Origin of the sequence: Pseudomonas sp. TH08 (assembly GCF_016651275.1) — a bacterium.
In the GTDB taxonomy this organism is placed as follows: Bacteria; Pseudomonadota; Gammaproteobacteria; order Pseudomonadales; family Pseudomonadaceae; genus Aquipseudomonas.
Window position 1 is genome coordinate 496,765 of record NZ_JAEKEE010000004.1, and the last position, 18,827, is coordinate 515,591.

General features: G+C 60.5%; 14 protein-coding genes. 10 read left to right on the top strand and 4 right to left on the bottom strand.

Annotation, left to right across the window (positions count from 1 at the left end):
* The first annotated feature begins 3 nt into the window (after positions 1-3).
* The 9 genes from JFT91_RS19325 (at position 4) to JFT91_RS19365 (ending at position 11,884) form a co-directional block, all read left to right on the top strand.
* Positions 4-984, top strand: a complete 981-nt coding sequence (locus JFT91_RS19325) for an AAA family ATPase (RefSeq protein WP_201204112.1) — start codon at positions 4-6, stop codon at positions 982-984.
* Positions 985-992: 8 nt separating this feature from the next.
* Positions 993-1,928, top strand: coding sequence for a DUF58 domain-containing protein (locus tag JFT91_RS19330; RefSeq protein WP_201233521.1), 936 nt, complete (start codon positions 993-995; stop codon positions 1,926-1,928).
* Complete coding sequence (locus tag JFT91_RS19335; RefSeq protein ID WP_201233522.1) at positions 1,925-2,524, top strand: DUF4381 domain-containing protein; 600 nt, start codon at positions 1,925-1,927, stop codon at positions 2,522-2,524. Before JFT91_RS19330 ends, JFT91_RS19335 begins: the two co-directional genes overlap by 4 nt.
* Positions 2,511-3,503 carry a vWA domain-containing protein gene (locus tag JFT91_RS19340; RefSeq protein ID WP_201233523.1) on the top strand — a complete coding sequence of 331 codons (993 nt, stop codon included), beginning with the start codon at positions 2,511-2,513 and terminating at the stop codon, positions 3,501-3,503. The genes JFT91_RS19335 and JFT91_RS19340 overlap by 14 nt, the downstream gene beginning before the upstream one ends.
* Before the next feature lies 1 nt (position 3,504).
* Positions 3,505-5,085, top strand: a complete 1,581-nt coding sequence (locus tag JFT91_RS19345; protein WP_201204116.1) for a VWA domain-containing protein — start codon at positions 3,505-3,507, stop codon at positions 5,083-5,085.
* A complete protein-coding gene (locus JFT91_RS19350; RefSeq protein WP_201233524.1) occupies positions 5,082-6,497 on the top strand; it encodes a BatD family protein in 1,416 nt (471 codons plus the stop codon). Before JFT91_RS19345 ends, JFT91_RS19350 begins: the two co-directional genes overlap by 4 nt.
* Positions 6,494-7,516, top strand: coding sequence for an HAD family hydrolase (locus JFT91_RS19355; protein ID WP_201204119.1), 1,023 nt, complete (start codon positions 6,494-6,496; stop codon positions 7,514-7,516). The genes JFT91_RS19350 and JFT91_RS19355 overlap by 4 nt, the downstream gene beginning before the upstream one ends.
* A 75-nt stretch (positions 7,517-7,591) precedes the next feature.
* A complete protein-coding gene (locus JFT91_RS19360; protein ID WP_201204120.1) occupies positions 7,592-9,181 on the top strand; it encodes an arylsulfatase in 1,590 nt (529 codons plus the stop codon).
* Between the two features lie 198 nt (positions 9,182-9,379).
* Complete coding sequence (locus JFT91_RS19365) at positions 9,380-11,884, top strand: fused MFS/spermidine synthase (RefSeq protein WP_201233525.1); 2,505 nt, start codon at positions 9,380-9,382, stop codon at positions 11,882-11,884.
* 54 nt (positions 11,885-11,938) lie between these two features.
* Here the strand turns inward: JFT91_RS19365 and JFT91_RS19370 are convergent, their stop codons facing one another.
* Positions 11,939-12,613, bottom strand: coding sequence for a DUF3313 domain-containing protein (locus JFT91_RS19370; protein ID WP_201233526.1), 675 nt, complete (start codon positions 12,611-12,613; stop codon positions 11,939-11,941).
* Positions 12,614-12,826: 213 nt separating this feature from the next.
* On the opposite strand from JFT91_RS19370, the gene JFT91_RS19375 reads away from it, so the two are divergent.
* On the top strand, positions 12,827-15,187 hold the full coding sequence (locus JFT91_RS19375) for a tetratricopeptide repeat protein (RefSeq protein ID WP_201233527.1): 2,361 nt from the start codon (positions 12,827-12,829) through the stop codon (positions 15,185-15,187).
* Positions 15,188-15,289: 102 nt separating this feature from the next.
* Here the strand turns inward: JFT91_RS19375 and JFT91_RS19380 are convergent, their stop codons facing one another.
* From JFT91_RS19380 to nirA, 3 genes are all read right to left on the bottom strand, one after another.
* Positions 15,290-16,264, bottom strand: a complete 975-nt coding sequence (locus JFT91_RS19380; protein ID WP_201233528.1) for a hypothetical protein — start codon at positions 16,262-16,264, stop codon at positions 15,290-15,292.
* A gap of 342 nt (positions 16,265-16,606) precedes the next feature.
* Positions 16,607-17,086 carry a DUF934 domain-containing protein gene (locus JFT91_RS19385; RefSeq protein ID WP_201226094.1) on the bottom strand — a complete coding sequence of 160 codons (480 nt, stop codon included), beginning with the start codon at positions 17,084-17,086 and terminating at the stop codon, positions 16,607-16,609.
* The gene (nirA, locus tag JFT91_RS19390) at positions 17,083-18,756 is read right to left on the bottom strand and encodes a nitrite reductase NirA (protein ID WP_201233529.1); all 1,674 of its coding nucleotides are present in this window, start codon (positions 18,754-18,756) and stop codon (positions 17,083-17,085) included. Before nirA ends, JFT91_RS19385 begins: the two co-directional genes overlap by 4 nt.
* Positions 18,757-18,827 lie beyond the last annotated feature (71 nt).

An 18,827-nucleotide genomic window follows, 5' to 3' on the forward strand; every position in this document is an offset into this window, starting at 1 on the left:
GCCATGACAGCACTCAGCGACCTTAATGCCCTGCAAGCAAGCATTGCCGAATCGGTGCTCGGCCAGGATCAGGTGATCCGGCAGATCCTCCTCGGCCTGCTGGCCAACGGGCATTTGCTGCTGGAGAGCCTGCCGGGGTTGGCCAAGACTCGCACGGTCAAGGCATTGGCCAAACACCTCGACGCGAAGATGAGTCGCATCCAGTTCACGCCGGATCTTTTGCCCTCGGACATAACCGGTGCCGAGGTCCTGCATCAGGTTGCGGGCCAGAACGAAATCCGCTTCCAGCAGGGCCCGCTGTTCGGCAACCTGATCCTCGCCGACGAGATCAACCGAGCGCCCGCAAAAGTGCAGGCAGCGCTGCTCGAAGCCATGGAAGAGCGGCAGATCACCGTGGCTGGCAACAGTCATCCGCTGCCGGAACTGTTCATCGTCGTCGCCACGCAAAACCCGATCGAGCAGGAAGGTACTTATCCGTTGCCGGAAGCGCAGATGGACCGCTTCCTGATGAAAGTCCTGCTCGATTATCCGAGCGCCGACAACGAAGGCCAGGTCCTGCGATTGTTGCGCGCCGAGGAGTTCGCCCAAGGCGCCAACACCGCGCCAACCAAGGGTTTCAGCCTGTCGCAGGAGGTGATTTTCGCTGCGCGCAAGGAAGTCAGTGCGGTGCATGTATCGCCGGCCATCGACACCTATCTGATCGACCTGATCAACGCCACCCGCCACCCCGCCGATTACGACGAAGACCTTGGCCGCTGGATCAGCATTGGCGCGAGTCCGCGGGGCGGCATCGGTCTGGATCGCTGCGCGCGCGCCGATGCGTGGTTGCAGGGTCAGGATTTTGTTTCGCCGGACAACGTCCGCGCCGTGGTGCATCCGGTACTGCGGCATCGCCTGCAATTGAGCTATGACGCGGTGGCTGATGGCGTGACGGCCGACCAGGTGCTCGACCGGATTCTCGACAAAGTGGCGATTCCGGCCTGAGGTTGCATATGAACAGCACGGATGGCCTGGTTTACGTCTCTCTCGCGCAATTGATGGCGCTGGAGTTCAAGGCCCGTGACCTGAGCTTTCTCGCCCGCCAACCGCAGGGCAGCATCCTCGCCGGCAACCATGCCTCGCGCCTGCGTGGCCGTGGTCTGAACTTCGATGAGCTACGCCGTTATCAGCCGGGCGACGATCTGCGTCACCTCGACTGGCGCGCCTCGCTGCGCACCGGCAAACCGGTGGTGCGCACCTTCACCGAAGAGCGCGATCGCCCGGCGCTGATTGTGGTTGATCAACGCATGTCGATGTTTTTTGGCTCGCAACGCAGCTTCAAGTCCGCACTTGCCGCCGAGTTGGGCGCACTGGCGGCGTGGATGGTGTTCAACGCCGGTGACCGGGTGGGGGGCCTGGTGTTCAATGATCAACGCATCGACAGCGTCGCGCCATTGCGCAGCCGCAAGCGGGTTGAGGCGTTGCTCAGCCGCATCGCCGAACAGAATCAAGCGCTGAACGCCGCCAACCCCGATGCCGAAGACGAAGATCAGCTGGATAAGGCCTTGCAGCGCTGCCTGGCATTGGCCGGCCATGATCATCTGATCTGCATCGTCAGCGACTTTGCCGGCGCCGCAGAGCGCACCTTGCAATTGATGCGGCAACTGCGCGCGCACAACGATGTGATCGCTCTGCAAGTCTATGATCCGCTGGCGTTGAAACTGCCGAGCAATGGCCGGTTACTGGTGACTCAAGGGCAATTGCAGGTAGAACTGGCGGTTGAAAAACGCAGCGTGCATCAGCCGTTGGGCGATTACCTTGGCGGCCGACTCAAGGACGTCGCCACCCTGCTGCGCCGCAGCCGTGTGCCGCTGATGATGTTCAGCACCGCCGAAGAAGCACACACGCAATTGCGTGCCGAACTTGGCAAAAACGGAGCGCGACGTTGAATCCGAACGTCCCGAGCATCGAACAACTCAAGGAGTTGGGCCTGCCCGCGCCGGTCAGCTATGCGCCGCAGACGTGGGGCTGGTGGGTGTTGCTCGCGGTTTTGATCTTGTTGGCGCTGGTTGTCTGCGTACGCCGCCATTTGCAATGGCGCCGCGATCAGTATCGCCGCGAAGGCCTGGCCCGGTTGGCGCAACTGCGTGATCGCAGTGATGACCTCAGCGCATTGCGCGAGCTGCCAGAGCTACTGAAACGCGTGGCCCTCTCGATGCCCACACAATCCCCGAGCTGGAACCCGATCAATGTGGGAGCGAGCCTGCTCGCGAAGAGGCCGGCACATTCAACATCTGTATTGTCTGGCACAGCGCTTTCGCGAGCAGGCTCGCTCCCACAGGGGGCGGCGGCGTTGGGGGGACTGGATTGGCAAGACTTTTTACAGCGGTATAGCAAGAAGCCGCTCCCGGCGGACTTCAGCGAGCAACTCGCCCAGTTGGCCTACGCCGCCGACGACTCCTTGCGCGCCCTCCCCGCCGAGCAACGCCTGGCGCTGTTCGACACCTGCCAATACTGGGTGGAGCATCATCATGTGGCAGCTTGATTACCCATGGCTGTTGCTCCTGCTGCCATTGCCCTGGCTGGCTTACCACTACCTGCCCGCTTACAACGAAGCTCGCAGTGCCGTGCGCGTGCCGTTTTTCGGCGCCATGAGTCGCGCGGTCGGTGAAGCACCGGCCAACGCCGGCACTCGCCGCAATGCCTGGCAAGTGCTGCTTAATCTTTTGGTCTGGGCACTGATTCTGCTGGCTGCGGCGCGCCCGGTGTTCGTCGAAAAACCCATCGAACGCCAGCAACCGGTGCGCGACCTGATGCTCGCCATCGATATCTCGCAATCGATGGAAACCGAAGATTTCACCAACGCCAGCGGCCAGAAAATCAATCGTCTGGCAGCGGTAAAAGAGGTCGTGCAAGGCTTCATCGATAAGCGCAAGGATGATCGTCTCGGCCTGATCGTGTTCGGCAGTGGCGCTTATCCGCAGGCACCGCTGACCCTCGATCACGCGAGCCTCTCGCTGTTGTTGGCTGACACCGGCATCGGTATGGCCGGCCCCAATACCGCCATCGGCGACGCCATCGGCCTGAGTCTGAAGCTGCTCGATCAGGCCCACGAACAGGAAAAAGTGCTGATCCTGCTCACCGACGGCAACGACACCAGCAGCGCGATCACCCCGGATCACGCCGCGCAAATGGCGGCCAACAAAAGCGTGGTGATTCACACCATCGGCATTGGCGATCCGAGCGCTTCCGGCGAAGCCAAGGTCAATCTGCCGGGCCTTGAGCAAATCGCCAAAACTACGGGGGGCCAGTTCTTCCGCGCCGAAGACCGCACCGCGCTGGATCAGGTCTACAGCACCCTCGACCGCCTCACTCCGCATCAGGTGAAAACCCTCAGTCATCAACCGCAACGGGAGTTGTTCTACTGGCCACTGGGCGCGGCGATCGTGTTGTTGGCGCTGTATCACCTCGGCGCGATGTTGCACCTGCGGTTGTCTTTCGCCCACCAGCGGCAGGAGGCCTGAGATGGAGATCAATCTCGGCGACTTGCATTTCCTGCGCCCGCTATGGTTGCTGGTAGCGCTGCTCGGCGCACTGCTGCCGCTGATCTGGCGTCACAGCCGTAACCTGCGACAGCGACTGCGCGGCAACATTGCCGAACACCTGCTGCCACACTTGTTGGTCACGCCACAGGATCACCACCGCCTGCGTCCGGTGCATCTGTTGTGCGCGGTGTTGATACTCGGCGCCATTGCGGCGGCCGGGCCGACCTGGGAACAGGATCGTCCGGACTTCCTCGAAAATCGTGCGCCGCTGATCGTCGCCGTCGATCTGTCGCCGTCGATGGATGCCAATGATGTGCAACCGACACGCCTGGAAGCGGCCAAACACAAGCTGCACGACCTGATCCAGCGCCGTGCTGGCGCCCGCACGGCGCTGATCGCTTACGCTGGCAGTGCGCATCTGGTGTTGCCGCCCACCGATGACCCGGCGCTGCTCGACACCTTTATCCAGGCCTTGGGCACCGGGCTGATCGACAAACCGGGCAAGGACGTCGGCGCCGTGATCGATCAGGCCAAACGCCTGCTCAGTGCTGAAAAGACTCCTGGCAGCCTGTTGCTGATCACCGACGGCGCCGACACCGCGCAACTCGCAGGCCTCGACAAACAGCTGAGCGGCAGCCAGTTGCAAGTCCTGGTACTGGCGGTTGGCAGTGCGGACGGCGGGATCCTTCACGATACCAATGGCCAGCCACGCACTGATGCCAATGGACGCCCGGCGCTGGGCAGTTTTGATCAGGCCGCCCTCAAGCAACTGGCTTCGGCGCTGGACGCGCCGCTCGGCAGCCTGACGCTTAATGACGATGATCTGGACTGGGTCGAACTGCACGCGCAACAGCACTTCCAGAGCGCCAGCGCCGAACAGCGCGAACTGCACTGGAAAGACGCCGGATATTGGCTGTGTTGGCCGTTGTTGCTGTTGGCGCTTTTCAGCGTTCGCAAAGGCTGGAGTGTGAATTGGATGCCGGCGCTGGCGCTTGCCGTGGGACTCGGCTGGCCGGCCGCACCGGCGCAGGCTAACGCGTTGACCGATGCGTTTTTCACTCGCGATCAGCAAGGGCGCTGGGCTGTCGAGCATGAGCATTGGCCGCAAGCTGCTGCGCTGTTTGTCGACCCTTACTGGAAAGGCGTCGCGGCCTATCACGCTGCCGATTACGACTTGGCATTGGCGACGTTTGCCCGACTGGACACACCGCAGGCGTACTTCTATCTAGGCAATATTTACGTGCGCCGCTTCAAGTTTGATGAAGCGATTGCTGCCTATGAGCAGGCGTTGAAACTGCAACCGCAGTTCCCCGAAGCGACGGCCAATCTGGCCTTGGCGCAGGCATTGCTCAAAGACACCGACAGCGCCGAGAAAAATGCGCCTGAGACCAAGCCGGACGAGGTGAAATTCGACAAGGCCCCGGGCAAGGGGCAGAGCAAAGCGGTCGAAACCGAGCAGGCGACGTCGGATGCGTTGTGGTTGCAGAACCTCACGACCTCCCCGGCGAAATTCCTCAAGCAGAAGTTCAGCTTGCAGGATCAATCGGGGGCCAAGCCATGAACCGGATTGAAGCATTCGCGAGCAGGCTCGCTCCCACAGAGGAGCTTCGGCGTATACAAAACCAATGTAGGAGTGAGCCTGCTCGCGATGGCGGCAACCCAGTCACCCAAAAACTCTGCATCCTGTTGTTGGTCAGCCTGCTCAGCCTCAATGCCTTTGCAGCCGAACCCCAACTCAAAGTCCAGGCCCACCTGCAACCCGCTGACGGCGCCATGGTTGGTGGTCTGGTCGAGTTGCAAGTCGACGTTCTTACCGACACCTGGTTCACCCGTGCCGCCACCCTGCCTGACCTCAAGCTCGACGGCGCACTGGTCATGCCGCCGGACAGTCAGGCGCAGCACCTCAACCAGACCATCGATGGTCAAGCCTTCAACGGCATGCGTTACAGCTACCTGATCACCCCAAATGTCGCGCAACGCTACGACATCCCGGCGCTGACCGTGCGCGCCACACCCGCGCAGGCGACCAGCGAAATCAACGCTCAGACCGCACCTTTGCAATTCAGCGCCGCCCAGCCGCCCGGTTTCAAGCCCGGTGATGTGCCGTTGGTGGCAACCGCAGTGCGCCTCGGCCAAACCATCATCAACTCGGCCACGCCGCTGAAAGTGGGTGACAGCATCACTCGGCAACTGACCTTGCAAGCCGACGGCACATTGGCGATGGCCCTGCCGACACCGACCCTGGGCGATGTCGCCGGCCTCAGCCGTTATGCAAAAACACCGCAGGTCACCACGCTCGATGACGGGCGCGGCGACATCCTCGGTGGTCAGCGTATCGACAGCGTGACCTACCGCATCGACAGCGCCGGCTCGCACACCCTGCCCGCCATCGAAGTGCAATGGTGGGACTCAAGCACCCGGCAATCCCGTACTGCACAAGTCCCCGCAGTGACCTTCGACGCCGCCACCAACAGCGCTTACAAACCGGTGTTCTCGATCGCTGAAGACCTGAAGCAACTGGGCCGCAATCGCCTGCATCTCTCTACGCAATGGTTGCTGTGGGTGTTCGTTCTCGTAGCACTGCTAGCGCTCGGTTACCTGAGCCGAGCGCCGCTCACCCGTGCCCGCCTTGCGATGCAAGCACACAAACAGGCAAGGCACGCCGCGTGGCTGCAATCACCCGACTACGCCTGGCAACAAATCAATCCGCAACTTGCCGCCCGACCCGCACAGTTGAGCGCGCTGTATCTATGGCTGCGCCGCAGTCGCCTCGGCTTGAAACTGGTCGATGCCGGCCCGCGTCTGCAAGGGCTGATGCGCGGGCTCTACGGTCGCGAACCGAGTACTGAAAAAACCTTGGCCCAACTGCGCCAATCGTTGACTACGCTTCACAGTCAGGCCGAACAACAGCAGCAAAAATCCACACCGGCCCTGCGCCCGCTCAACCCCGTTCACGAGAAGGATTTCCCATGATCAACCCGATGCTGCACCGCCAACGTTTCGGCCTGGCCCTGTTGTTCGGCCTGGCTTTACCGCTGTTGGCTCAGGCCAGCGAACCGTTGCCGTCGTGGAACGACGGGCCGGCGAAAAAGAGCATCATCGAGTTCGTTCAAGCGGTCACTGACCAATCGAGCAAGGACTTCGTCAAACCCGCTGAACGCATCGCCGTGTTCGATAACGACGGCACTCTGTGGAGCGAGCAACCGGCGTACTTCGAGCTGCTGTTCGCCTTTGACGAGATCAAGCGCAACGCGCCGCAGCACCCGGAATGGAAAACCACGCAGCCGTTCAAGGCGGTGATCGAAAACGATCACAAAGCCCTTGGCGAAGCCGGCATGGACGGCATCCTGAAGATCTTCGGCGCCACCCACACTGGCATGACCACCGAGGCGTTCGATGATTACGCCAAGACCTGGCTGAGTCAGGCCCGCCACCCGAAAACCGGCAAGCCGTACACCGAGATGATCTTCCAGCCGATGCTGGAAATGCTCGACTACCTGCGCAGCCAGAACTTCAAGACCTACATCGTTTCCGGCGGCGACACCGCGTTCATGCGCGCCTTCGCCGAAAAGGTCTACGGCATCCCGCCGGAACAGGTGATCGGCACCACGTTTGTCACCGCATTCCAATACAAGGACGGCAAGGCCACGATCCTGCGCACGCCAAAACTGGCGCACAACGACGACGGCCCCGGCAAACCGGAAAGCATCGACGCGGTGATCGGCAAACGACCGATCCTCGCCTTCGGCAACTCCGACGGTGACCTGCAAATGTTGCAGTGGACTGCCGCAGGGCCGGGCAAGCGTTTCATGGGCCTGGTGCATCACACCGATGCCAAACGTGAATGGGCATACGACCGCAAATCTCAGGTCGGCAAACTCGACAAAGCCCTCGACGAAGCAAATTCCCGGGGTTGGACGGTGGTGGACATGGCGGCCGAATGGCGCCGCATCTATCCGTTCGATCCACCGGCAACCGAGCAAGTGCAATAACAAAAAACGTCATGCAGGACCGCAGTAAACGTAAGTCGCAGCAAGCGACACCCCCGCGCAAAAGGAGCAAGTCAGATGACTCGCATACGCAAGTGGCTACCGAAATTCGCCCTGGTGGCAACCTCGGTGATGGCGCTGTCGGCAACCGCCACAGCGGCTGAAAAACCCAACATTCTGGTGATCTTCGGCGACGACATCGGCCAGACCAACATCAGTGCCTATTCGATGGGTGTGGTCGGTTATAAAACGCCGAACATCGACCGCATCGCCAAAGAAGGCATGATGTTCACCGACTACTATGCGGAGAACAGCTGCACCGCCGGTCGTTCCTCGTTTATCACCGGGCAGACGCCGCTGCGTACCGGTCTGTCGAAAGTCGGTATCCCCGGCGCACCGGTAGGTCTGCAAAAACGCGACATCACCATCGCCCAGGCACTTAAGGGCCTGGGCTACGCGACCGGACAATTCGGCAAGAACCACTTGGGCGACAAGGATGAATACCTGCCGACCAACCACGGTTTCGACGAGTTTTTCGGCAACCTCTATCACCTCAACGCTGAAGAGGAACCGGAGCGTCCGTACTGGCCAAAAGACGATGCCGAATTCGTCAAGGCCAACACTCCGCGTGGCGTGATCCACAGCTTCGCCGACGGCAAGATCGAAGACACCGGTGCGCTGACCACCAAGCGCATGGAAACCATCGACGACGAAACCACCGCTGCCGCGCAAGCGTTCATCGAGAAACAGGCCAAGGCCGACAAGCCGTTCTTCGTCTGGATGAACACCACGCGCATGCACGTGTTCACCCACGTGCGTGATTCGATGAAGGGCCAGAGCGGCATGCCCGGCAACGAATACGCCGACGGCATGCTTGAGCACGACGCCGATGTCGGCAAACTGCTGAAGACCCTCGATGACCTGAAAATCACCGACAACACCATCGTCGTCTACACCACCGACAACGGCCCGAACCAGTTCTCCTGGCCGGACGCGGCAACCACGCCGTTCCGCAACGAGAAGAACTCCAACTGGGAAGGCGCGTACCGGGTGCCGGCGATGATCCGTTGGCCGGGCAAGATCAAACCGGCCGAGGTGTCTAACGAGCTGTTCTCGGGCATGGACTGGTTCCCGACCCTCCTCGCAGCGGCGGGTGATGCCGACGTCAAAGGCAAGCTGCTCAAGGGCTGGGCGCCGACTGCCGGCGGTACCAATTTCAAGGTGCACCTGGACGGTTTCAACCAACTGCCGTACCTGACCGGTCAGCAGCCTAAAGGCGAGCGCAAGGAGTTCTACTACTTCAACGACGACGGCGTGCTGGTGTCGATGCGCTTCGATAACTGGAAAGTGGTGTTCTGCGAGCAGCGCGAACCGGGCGGTTTCCGCGTCTGGAGCGAACCGTTCGTGTGCCTGCGCGTACCGAAAATCCTTAACCTGAGGATGGACCCGTACGAGCGTGCCGACGTGGTATCCGATCAGTATTACGATTGGCAGACCAAAAACGTTTACCTCGCGGCGCAAGCGGTACAGAAGTCAGCAGCGTTCCTGCAGACCTTCATCGAGTACCCGCCTAGCCAGAAACCGGCGAGCTTCAGCATTGATCAGATCCGTGCTGCGGTTGACGCCAAAATCGCTGAAAAAATGAAAGCTGCACCGGCTGCACAGTAAGACGCTCGACCGCCGCCCGCCTTCACCGGCGGGCGGCCCCTATACCGGATCGAGCACTCAATACCTGTAGGAGCTGCCGAAGGCTGCGATCTTTTGATCTTGCCCTTGTTTTAAACAACCAAGATCAAAAGATCGCAGCCTTCGGCAGCTCCTACAGGGTATTGATGCTCTGTTGAACATTTGTAGAAGGCAACCGCAATGTCCTCACGTATCGCCAGCAAGCCGTCGGCCATACCCCTCTCGCAAGCCGCTTCACCAGCGCTGTTGATCCCCGCCCTGCTGCTGTGCATTTCCGGCGCCGCAGCGCTGGTGTATCAGGTGTTGTGGATCAAGCAACTGTCATTGGTGGTCGGCGTCGAGGTGTATGCGATCACCACCGGCATCAGCGCTTTTTTTGCCGGCCTGGCCATCGGCGGCTGGCTGTTCGGGCGCTGGGCCGATCGTTTGCAGCAACCGGTTCTGCTGTATGCAGGGCTGGAAGTGCTGGTGGCGATATTGGGCGTCGGCGCGACGGTTGCGATGAGTCTGGCGGCGAGTCCGTTTGCCTGGCTGCAAGGTCACGTCAGTCTGTTCGCGTGGGTTTTGCCGTTCGCACTGGTGGGCCTTCCCGCGATACTGATGGGCGGCACCCTCCCGGTGCTGGTGCGCGCGCTGGCGACAGATCCGGGCAAGGCCGGCGGCCAGTTGTATGCGGCGAACACCCTGGGTGCGATTATCGGCACTCTGCTCGCAGCGTTTGTGCTGATCGCCGCCCTCGGCGTGCGCGGCAGTGCACTGTTCGCCGCGATGCTCAATCTGCTCGCTGCCGTCGGTGCGCTGTGGTTCGCACGTCAGCAGCCAACCTCGGTGACAGCGCCAGTCAAACATCACAGCGCGAAACCTGCGGATCGCACCGCGTTGTGGCTGTACTCCATCGCCGGTGGTGTAGCGCTGGGTTATGAAGTGGTCTGGTCACAATCAATCGTGCAGTTCATGAGCACCCGCACCTACGCGTTCGCCGTGGTGCTGGCGACTTATCTGACGGGTCTGTTTATCGGCAGCGCCCTGCTCGCCCGTCGCGTCGATCGCATCCGTGACCCGTGGGGAGTATTCGGATTGCTGATTGCCGGCGCCGGATTGATCGCGCTGCTGGAAATTGCGCTGCTCGGGCGTTGGTTGGTGTTTGCACAAAGTCAGGCCGAGAGTTGGCTGCTGGCGATGGGCGCCAGTGAATTAGCCGGTATGAGCGCACGGTTTGCCGTGGCGGCGTTAAGCATTGTGTTTGTGCCAACGTTGTTGCTGGGCGCGGCGTTTCCGCTGGCCCTGCGTTTGAGCGTTGGTCAGGAACGCGTCGGGCGTGATGTCGGCGCGGTGGTCGCGTTCAATACGCTCGGCGGAATCATTGGCGTCATGCTGTGTGGTTTCCTGCTGATCCCGTGGCTGGGGCTGGTGCGTACCTTGGGGCTGTTGGCGATCATCGCTGCCGGCATCGGTTATTTCGCTGTGCGCAAGGGCCACCACGTCAAGAAAGGCCGACGTCAGGCGGTAGTCGCACTGGGCCTGGCCGCTGTTTTATTAGCCGTGCTGACGCCGGCCGACAAGCTTGCCAGCCTGCTGCCCGGTGCGCGCAATGGCACGCTGGCGTTCTACGAAGAAGGTCGCGGCGGCACCGTTGCGGTGGTCGCTCAGGGCCGAGGCGAAAACACGTTCCACCGTTTGTATATTCAAGGTGTGTCGAACACCGGCGATGCCATGCCCTCGCTGCGCTACATGCGCATTCAGGCTCTGCTGCCGCTGCTGATCCATAACGGCGAACCGCGTTCGACGCTGGTGATCGGTTTCGGCACCGGCATCACGGCCGGGGCGATGCTGCGCTATCCGGGGCTGGAACACCGGGTGGTTGCCGAGTTGCTGCCCTCGGTGGTCAAGGCTGCGCCGTTGTTCAAGGGCAACTTCAATGCCGGCAGTGATCCCGGCGTCGACGTGCGTTTGCGCGATGGTCGCCAGGAACTGCTGCGCAGTCCGCAGACCTATGACTTGATCACGCTGGAACCACCGCCGCCGTCCGCCGCTGGCGTGGTCAATCTGTACTCACGAGACTTCTACCAATTGGCCGCCAGTCGCCTGGAGAAAAAGGGCATCGTCGCGCAATGGCTACCGCTGCCGACGCAGAACATCGATGACTCGCGCTCGCTGGTGCGCAGCTTCCTCGACGTGTTCCCGTATGCCTCGCTGTGGACCAGCGAGTTCCACGAGATGTTGCTGGTGGGTTCATTGGCGCCCATGGAGCTGGACGCGGCAAAAATCACCGAACGCTTCCAGCAGGACAGCGTTCGCAGCACGTTGCAGGACGTCGGGATTGGTTCGGCGGCGGCGTTGCTGGCGACCTGGGTTACCGACCGCGCCGGCCTGGAACGTTTCGCCGCTGATGCACCGGCGGTGACTGACGACCAGCCGCGTATCGAATACGCACCGTGGGTGCGCAGCAAGGAAATCACTCGGGTGCTGCCGGCGTTGCTGGATCTGTACCAGGCGCCGACGCTGGTGAATGCCGATGCTGGATTCACTGAACGCATGAACGCCCATCGGCAACGGCTGATGCAGTTCTACCGGGCGAGCCTGCATGCGTACGACGGCGATCGGGATGCGTGGGGGCGGGATATGCAGGAGGTGATGCGTTGGGATGGAGGGAATCCGTATTTCCGCTGGTTTACCGGGCAGTAATCCTGCCATCTGCAGGAGCTGCCCGAGCCTTCGGCAGCCCCTGCAGTGTGACTGTTATTTAGCGGATTTGAGTTTGAGATACGACTGATGCAGGTCCGAAGCCCAGCCATCGATAACGCCTTTGACGTCATCGGTCTTCAGCACCTGAGTGTCGTTTTCCAGCGGTTTGCCGGTGCCTTTGCGCACCACTTGTGCCACCACTTTATTGTTACCGCCGTCGATGAACACGGCCTCGGTGGCCAGTGTAGTTTCCTGATCACGAATGCCGCTGGCGGTGCTGACAGCCGCCGCCACCAGTGCAATCGGGATCACTTCATAGGGTTTCAGGCCTTCGGTTTTGCTGCTGACGGCCGTGATCGCGGCACGCACGACGATGACGCCCGGGCCAGGACCGGTGGCCAATGGCAGATCCTTGCCGATCTCACGCTTAAGCGCCTGATCGTAATAGGCGGTGAGGCCATTGAGGGTCTGTTGCGGAATCTTCGCGGTCGGTTGTGGTTTTGGATAGAGTTGGGTCGGTTCGATGTACACGCTGGTGAACGTGTTGACGTTGATCTTCGGATCGATCCAGCGCATCACTTCGGCACCGGAGGGGGATTGGGTCTCCTTGAGTTGACTGTAGTCCTTGAGAAACCCGGAATATTCATCGGGAGCCACGGTTTTGCTTGAACAACCGGTCATGCCGAGGGTGGCGATGCACAGTGTGCCCATGATGACTGCTAGCTTCATGCTGTAACTCCTGTCAGAAAGCCTGAATGTGTGACTTGGGGGTGCTACAGGTATAGCTAAAACATTGGTAATTGCGATTGAAAATCGCAAAATTCACACAAGACTGCGCGGCACCTCACAACCGTCATTTGACAGACGCCGGGCATCCGGCAAAGCTGCACCAAGCTTGAACGCACGCCAGACGGCAAATGCACCTGGACTACGGAAGTCGCAATGCCCAAGCATAAAAATAAAGCAGTACAACCTGACCCTGAATCGTCTCCTTCTGCAATTTCCCGCTATCTGTTCCCCGTCACCATCGGTGTGCTGTTGGCCGCCGTGGCCGGGATCGGCTGGTTTCTCTTCAGCCCTGCTCCGGCGCCAGTCAAACCCGCGCCGATCATTACGCCCGTTGCCCCGCCTGCGACACCGCAACCCGTCATCGCGAGCAAACCGGCGACCATGGTTGATGAGCAGCAATGCCAGGGCTGCCACACCGAGCAGGTCAAGGATTGGCAAGGCTCTCACCATCAATTGGCGATGCAACCGGCGACTGCCGAGACCCTGCTCGGCAACTTCAACAACATCACTTTCAAAGCCGAAAACGAGACCACGCGTTTCTCGCGCAAGAACGATGAGTTCTGGGTCAACACGCCCGGCATCGACGGCAAGAACGCCGATTTCAAAGTGGCCTACACCTTCGGCATCGCGCCGCTGCAGCAATACTTGATCGAAGTCGGCGAAGGCCGGTTGCAGGCACTCGGCGTGGCGTGGGATACCGAGAAGCAGCGCTGGTTTCACCTCTACCCCGGCCAAGGGGTCAACTTCAAGAACCCACTGCACTGGAGCAAGCCGAGCCAGAACGCCAATTTCATGTGCGTCGAATGCCACACCACCGGCTTCAAGCGCAATTTCGATGCGGCCAGCAATACCTTCAACAGTCAGTGGAACAGCCTCGGCGTCGGTTGTCAGGCCTGCCATGGCCCGGCGTCGAATCACCTGGAGTGGACGCAGAAAAAGGGCGACCTGATCCATCAAGGTTTTGACGTCGATCTGAAGGACAAGAACGCCACCGTCGAGATCGAAACCTGCGCTCGCTGCCACGCTCGCCGCGCCCCGCTGGGCGATGGCTATACCGTTGGCAAGCGCTTGATGGATGATTACCTGCCAAGCACCCTCACCCGCGAACTGTATGCGCTGGACGGCAAGATCAAGGACGAAGTGTTCGAACACGGCTCGTTCCTGCAAAGCAAGATGTTCGACAAAGGCGTGCGTTGCAGCAACTGCCACAACCCTCACAGCACTGAGCTGAAAGCACCGGGCAATGCGGTATGCCTGCAATGCCACAACACCGCTGGCAAAACCTCAGTGGAAGGCGTCGACGGCAAGGGCCTGCAAGCGAAGAACTACGATTCCATCGAACACACTCGCCACACCATGGGCCAACCCGGCTCGCAGTGCGTGGATTGCCACATGCCCGGCAAGTTCTACATGGGCAACGATTTCAGGCATGACCACAGCTTCAGCATTCCCAACCCCGAGCGTGCGCAGAAGCTCGGTACGCCGGACGCGTGCCTGACCTGCCATCAGGGCAAGGCTGGCGACAAGGTCACTGCGCAGTTCAAGTTGTGGAGCGCCTCAACTGCCCCGCAAGCCCCGCGTTATGACGAAAGCCTGTGGCTGATTCGTAACGGCCAGCCCGGCGCCGCCGACGCGCTGTACACGCAATTGCAGCGCAGCAATCTGCCGGCGATCCAACGCGCAACCTTGCTGGCGGAACTGCCGCTGTATCCGAGTGAGCAAGCGTTGAAACTGGCGACTCAGGATTTGAAAAATCCAGCGCCGCAGGTTCGTGAAAGTGCCGTGCGGGCGATCAGCGCATTCCTGCCGCCAGCGGAGCGCGCGCCATTGTTGTCGCCGTTACTGGGTGATCCGGTGAAAGCCGTGCGCATTGTCGCGGCCAGAGATCTGTTGAGCGTCGCGCGCAACAATACTCTGGGTGCAGCGCAAGCCAACTGGGACGCGGCGATTGCCGAGTATGAAGCGGTGCAGGAAAGCCTGGCGGAACGCGCTGAGGCCAACCTGAATCTGGCGATGCTCTATCAGGCCAGTGGGCGCGGATCGGAAGTCGAGGCGCTGCTGCGCACGGCGCTCAAGCGCGACCCGGATTTCTACCCCGCATTGGTCACGCTGGTGCAATGGCTTGAAGCGAATGGTCGCGGTGAGGAAGCGCAAAAGCTGCTGACAGATAGCCTCAAGGAACATCCGGAGGCGGCGCTGTTGCAGCACACCCGTGGCCTGTCTTTGATCCGCGCCGGCAAAACCGCCGAGGCCATGGCCCCGCTGAAAAAAGCCGCCGAACTGGAGCCGCAGAACGCGCAGTACGGTTACGTGCTGGCGGTGGCGTTGCATGAAAGCGGCAAGGTCGATGAGGCGTGCGCAATACTCGAACGCCTGCTCAAGGCACAACCGGCGAACCGCAATGCGCGGCTGTCGCTGATCCAGTGGTATCTCGACAGTGGGCAGGAACCGAAGGCGCAGGTGCTGTTGCAGGGTTGGAAGAAGATGAATATGGGCGATCCGGCCCTGAAATAACCTACTACCCCCTGTAGGAGCTGCAGCAGGCTGCGATCCTTTGATGTTGAACTTTAGGATCAACAGATCGCAGCCTGTGGCAGCGCCTACAGGGGTAGGTTTTTACCAGGAAGAGGATTCGCCGCTGCGCAAGGCCATCTCGCGCCGGCTATTGGCGCGCATTGCCTTGATCAGCGACACCGTGCCTACCAGCAAGATTGCCGCGCCAAACAGAAAATCGATGTTGTACAGCTGGAAGTCTTGCACTGGCCCGATCAGCAGCACCCGCACCACCGCAATACCCACCAGCGTGGCGAGGAAGTCGATCCCCGGTTCATCGCGGTAGAACACCAGCAGCAACGGCAGGCACAGCACCAGCAGAAGCAACAGCACAACAACCTTGAACGAACCCTTGCGCTCGACACTGAAGGCACATTCGTGCGGCCCGTAAGCCGTGTAATCTTCGTCGCGAATCATCGAGTTTTTCTCGTTGATGTAGTCGACGCGGTTGTACTTCTGGATCGGCGTAAAGGTGTTGGACATCTCCATCAACGTGGTGATGTTCTTGAAGCGCAGGTCGATACGCTCGCTGCCCTTGAGGTAATACAGCACCGGTTTGTAGCCGTAACGATAGGTGTCGAACGGGAAGTCGGTAACCTGACCCTGTACGCCGATCGGACGTGGTTCAAGTTCGGCGTAGGCACTTTTGTTGGTCGAGGACAGGTTGCGACTCAGTGGCTGAACCTTGACTTGCTCAAGGAAGATCGGCGTGACGCCATAGGACCACTGCAACGGTTCCAGACGCAGGCGCAGCTCGTTGCGGCTCAGGTCATAGCGGTTGAACGTGCGTTCGGAAACCACCAGTGAACCACTGAGCATGAACTCGCCGCGCAAGTTGTTGGTGACGCGCAAGGTCAGTTGATCCTTGCCCAACAGCGCCGCTTCAGTGGAGGGCGGCGTGCCGCACCACGCGGTGCTTTCACCGGCGCCGCCGAGCTGACCGTCACGGTTCTCTTTGAAAATATAAAAGTAACTGGCCCACAGCGTCATCATCAAAAGCAACGCTGTGAGACCGAGGATTTTTTTGCCCGGACTCACTGATCAGACTCCCTTCTTCGGTTCCATCGTCCAGCCGAAAACCCGCTGGCGACGGCGACTCTACCAAAAGGCCACCATCGACCCAAGGGAAAATGCCTGATTCATGTGGGTTGTAGGGGTTTCCCCTGCATGCAAAACACCAAACCTGTGGCGAGGGGATTTAGCGAAACGTCGCACCGCCCCGATCGACTGCGCAGCAGTCGCAACCCCAGCAAACGCGGTTGACCTGTGAGAGCCGGTTGCCAGTTTTCAGGGCCGCTGCGCAGCCCATCGGGGCGGTGCGACGTTTCGCTAAATCCCCTCGCCACAACGTATACACACCACAGGCAGTCAATCCCGCAATCAGCGTCTTCGGAACAGGGGCCGTGGTTCGATGACTGAGCGGCCGTACAGCACGCTCATCCCCGCCAGGCCCTTCAGTGCATCCTCGGCCGATTTGTCCTCACGCACCGCGAAACTGTCAAAACCGCACTGGCGCATATGGCTGAGTTGATCGCGCAGCACATCGCCAATCGCCCGCAACTCCCCTGCCCAGCCGAAACGACTACGCAGCAGATACGCCTGACTGTAAGCACGGCCATCACGAAAACTCGGGAAATCCAGTGCGATCAGCGGCAGTGACGCCAGCCACGGGACAAGGCTTTCAACCTCATCGTCCGGTCCCAGCCATACGGCATGGGTCGAAGGTGATTCCAGCCAATGAGCCAACGGAAGAATCAGCAATCCCGAAGGCCTGGTCAAAGCAGGCTCACGCACCAGCGTCCACGGATCGTCCACCTCAATCCGCGCCACACCCTGCTCCAGCCGCAGCAGATTGTTCATGCCGGCACCTCCAGCACCTTCGGGTAGACCCGCTCCTTGAACGGCTCCAGGCCGATTCGCGCCAACGTATCGACAAACAGCTCCTCGCTCTCGCGATAGCGCACAAACGTGCCGATGATCCGTTCGATCACCTGCGGTACTTCGGCAGCGCTGAACGATGGACCGATGACTTTGCCCAGCGCACTGTTTTTGCCCTGCGCGCCGCCGAGGGTGACCTGGTACCACTCGCTGCCGTTCTTATCGACGCCAAGGATGCCGATATTGCCGATGTGGTGATGGCCGCAAGCGTTTATACAGCCCGAGATGTTCAGGCTGATATCGCCCAGATCGTGCAGGTAATCGAGGTTGTCGAAGCGCGCCTGAATCGCCTGAGCAATCGGGATCGATTTGGCGTTGGCCAATGCGCAGAAGTCACCGCCGGGGCAAGCAATGATGTCGGTCAGCAAGCCGACGTTGGCACTGCCCAGATCGTGTTTGCACGCCAGTAGCCACAGCGCATGGAGGTCTGACTTGGGCACATCCGGCAGGACGATATTCTGCTCATGCGCAATGCGGATTTCGCCAAAACCAAAACGCTGCGACCAGTCCGCCAATGCCAGCATCTGTACGCCCGTGACATCTCCCGGCGGCGAGGCCATACCCGGTTTGGTCGACAGCACCACACTGGTGTAACCCGGTTTTTTATGCGGCTGCACGTTACGCGCGACCCAACGGGCGAACGCCGGGCTCTCGGCCAGACGCGTGCCGAAGTCCAGATCGGTGTCGGGCAAGGTGTGATAGATCGGCGGCACGAAAGCACTGGCGACGCGCTGATACTCAGCCTCGGTCAACTGCGCGGGGCCGTCCTTGAGGTGCTGCCACTCTTCTTCGACTTCCTTGGCGAAGGCCTCTATGCCCAGTGCCTTGACCAGAATTTTGATGCGCGCCTTGTACTTGTTGTCTCGACGACCGTGGCGGTTGTAGACCCGCAAAACGGCTTCGACGTATGACAGCAAATGCTGCCACGGCAACCCTTCGCGAATCTGCAAACCGAGAATCGGCGTGCGCCCCAACCCGCCGCCGACGATCACCCGCAACAGCATTTGCCCGTCACGACCGGGGTAAAGGTACAGACCGATGTCATGCATCATGATCGCTGCGCGGTCCTGTTTCGCCGAGCAGATGGCGATCTTGAATTTGCGCGGTAAAAAGAGGAATTCCGGGTTGATCGTCGACCACTGCCGCAGGATTTCGGCGAGCGGTCGCGGGTCGATCATTTCGTCCGCCGCAACCCCGGCAAAAGCTTCAGTGGTGATGTTGCGCACGCAGTTGCCGGAGGTCTGGATCGCATGCATGTTGACCTGCGCCAGGCGTTCGAGAATGTCCGGTACTTCGGCCAGTTCGATCCAGTTGAACTGCATGTTCTGTCGCGTGGTGAAGTGACCATAGCCACGGTCGTAATCGCTGGCAATGCTCGCCAACGTGCGCATCTGCTCAGCGCTCAACGTGCCATAGGGGATCGCCACTCGTAGCATGTAAGCGTGCTTTTGCATGTACAGGCCGTTTTGCAGACGCAGCGGCAGAAACTCTTCTTCGCTCAATTCCCCGGCCATGAAGCGCTCGACCTGATCGCGAAACTGCGCAACGCGTTCGAACACCAGCGCCCGGTCGTAATCATCGTACTGATACATGCAACTGCCACCTCATCAGGAATGCGCACAATTCCTGTAGGAGCAGAGCTTGCTCGCGAACGCGGTGTGTC

What these genes read in the sequence shown, in the direction of transcription:
- JFT91_RS19325 (WP_201204112.1), top strand. Translation starts at nt 4, where the DNA reads ATGACAGCACTCAGCGACCTTAATGCCCTGCAAGCAAGCATTGCCGAA.
- JFT91_RS19330 (WP_201233521.1), top strand. Translation starts at nt 993, where the DNA reads ATGAACAGCACGGATGGCCTGGTTTACGTCTCTCTCGCGCAATTGATG.
- JFT91_RS19340 (WP_201233523.1), top strand. Translation starts at nt 2,511, where the DNA reads ATGTGGCAGCTTGATTACCCATGGCTGTTGCTCCTGCTGCCATTGCCC.
- JFT91_RS19345 (WP_201204116.1), top strand. Translation starts at nt 3,505, where the DNA reads ATGGAGATCAATCTCGGCGACTTGCATTTCCTGCGCCCGCTATGGTTG.
- JFT91_RS19350 (WP_201233524.1), top strand. Translation starts at nt 5,082, where the DNA reads ATGAACCGGATTGAAGCATTCGCGAGCAGGCTCGCTCCCACAGAGGAG.
- JFT91_RS19355 (WP_201204119.1), top strand. Translation starts at nt 6,494, where the DNA reads ATGATCAACCCGATGCTGCACCGCCAACGTTTCGGCCTGGCCCTGTTG.
- JFT91_RS19360 (WP_201204120.1), top strand. Translation starts at nt 7,592, where the DNA reads ATGACTCGCATACGCAAGTGGCTACCGAAATTCGCCCTGGTGGCAACC.
- JFT91_RS19365 (WP_201233525.1), top strand. Translation starts at nt 9,380, where the DNA reads ATGTCCTCACGTATCGCCAGCAAGCCGTCGGCCATACCCCTCTCGCAA.
- JFT91_RS19370 (WP_201233526.1), bottom strand. Translation starts at nt 12,613, where the DNA reads ATGAAGCTAGCAGTCATCATGGGCACACTGTGCATCGCCACCCTCGGC.
- JFT91_RS19375 (WP_201233527.1), top strand. Translation starts at nt 12,827, where the DNA reads ATGCCCAAGCATAAAAATAAAGCAGTACAACCTGACCCTGAATCGTCT.
- JFT91_RS19385 (WP_201226094.1), bottom strand. Translation starts at nt 17,086, where the DNA reads ATGAACAATCTGCTGCGGCTGGAGCAGGGTGTGGCGCGGATTGAGGTG.
- nirA (WP_201233529.1), bottom strand. Translation starts at nt 18,756, where the DNA reads ATGTATCAGTACGATGATTACGACCGGGCGCTGGTGTTCGAACGCGTT.